This is a genomic window from Leuconostoc sp., from assembly GCF_965300815.1.
In genome coordinates this window covers 1-1,890 of record NZ_CBDKZH010000169.1, presented here as the reverse complement: position 1 = coordinate 1,890, position 1,890 = coordinate 1, and the positions used below count along the sequence as shown (strand labels likewise).

Sequence of the window (1,890 nt, the reverse complement as noted above, 5' to 3'; positions counted from 1 at the left end):
GCGCCACACAGTGCTAATTACAAACTAGCGGACTTGTATATCACACCACAACCAACAAAGGATGTTGATGAAGGTGAAAATGCTGGTGATAAGCAAGGTAGCGACAATAACAAAGTTGTGAATAAGGGCGACAAACTAACTTATTCTCTTAAGGTAACGCCAATACTTGCAGGACGAACCGATGACGTTAAGGTTGTAAAGTATTCTGATAAGTTACCAAAGGAAGTCGATCATAAGGCTACTAAGGTATTCTCTGAAGACGGAAAAACTGAATTAACTGATAAGTTCAATATTCAATATGATAAGGCTGCCCATACTGTGACAGTTACAGCTAAGGATACGTTTGTATCAGGCGTGAATAAGGACAAGACCAAGGACTATACAATGCCAATTGTCAACATTTACGCAGTCGCTAATAAGCCAAATGCTAATATTGACAATACGTTCGATTATTGGCTAGATGACAGTAAAACACTATCAAACGCAACGCACAACACCACACCTGACGTTAAGCCGACTAAAGATGTTGACTTGGGTGTGAACAATGGTGATAAGCAAGGTAGTGATGATAAAAAGAAGATTGTTAAGGGTCAAGACTTAACTTATTCTTTGAAGTCAACAGACTTGCCAGCAAATCGCGCATTTGATGTTACGTTACACAAGTATGTAGATAAGTTGCCAAAGGAAGTTGATTATAATGGCGCAAAACTATTCTCACAAGATGGTAAAACGGATTTATCTAACAACTACGACATTACGTATGACGACAAGACGCACACTGTTACAGCTGTGGCCAAAGATGACTTTATGAAGTCAATTAACGTAGATAAGACAAAGGTATTTGCAAAGCCAATTTTGAATATCTACGCCACAGCCAATGCAGATGGATCAAGTTTCCGAAATAAATATACGGAATTCATTAACAACGATAGCAATGACTCAAACATTGTCAAAAATACAACACCGACCGTTCAACCCGACAAGCAGGATCTGGATGACAATAACAAAGATATCAATGGCCAAGAAGTTAAGCCAAAAACTATGATGAAGTATCAATTGACTTGGGACTTAACAGACAAAAAGGACTTAACGGTTCCTGACGATACGATGGCCAAGGGCTTGTCATTCTCTGATGATTATGACGAAACACGTTTAGATATTACAGCAAAGACTAAGACAGACTTTACAATCATCGATAATGAAACAAAGAATTCTGTGGCAGCAGAAACAACTGTAACATGGTGCGAAAATGCTGGTAAGTGGACTGTTAAAGCTAATGATCCCAAAGCCTTCTTGCAAGCTCATGCCGGTCATAAGTTGACGATTATCTTCCGACCAGTGGTAAAGGTTAATGCGCCGGGTACACTTGTTAATACAGCCGTACAAAATGATTTCGGCCAAGAATATCAAACTCAAACAGTGAAGAACAATGTCACACCAAACCCACAAGCACCAGAAACACCCAACACAAGTTATGGCGAAAAGCCGAAGGGTGGACTATATGCTGGTATTGCAGCTGCTTTGACTGGATTGGTCAGCATTGTATTCTTCAAACCAATTTCACGTTGGTTAAAAAAATAATAACTCAAGAAGGTAGATAGAAATAGAAAAGTGACTATTCAACAATGATGTGCTTTTTAAAATAAATCCATAGATGTGCTGTAATATGTTATTGTCTTCCACGTTAGTATTAATTGGCAAACCGTACTAGGGACAATTTTAATTGTAGTTGGCGTGGTAATTGTCAATTTAAATGGTACTACGCATTAGAGAATAATACCCAATTCACGATACAAGATACTATTGATATAACTAACAAATTAACCGGTTAGAGAAATTTTGACAAAACTCTATTGCAATCGACTGGCCAGTAAAAGCCCAACCTAACAA

At 38.3% G+C, this 1,890-nt stretch carries 1 protein-coding gene; it reads left to right on the top strand.

Features of this window, described 5'->3' with window-relative positions; translation table 11 throughout:
* A partial coding sequence (locus ACW12G_RS07735; RefSeq protein ID WP_455647691.1) for an SspB-related isopeptide-forming adhesin occupies window positions 1-1,581 on the top strand: 1,581 nt, incomplete at its 5' end.
* Between the last annotated feature and the right edge of the window lie 309 nt (window positions 1,582-1,890).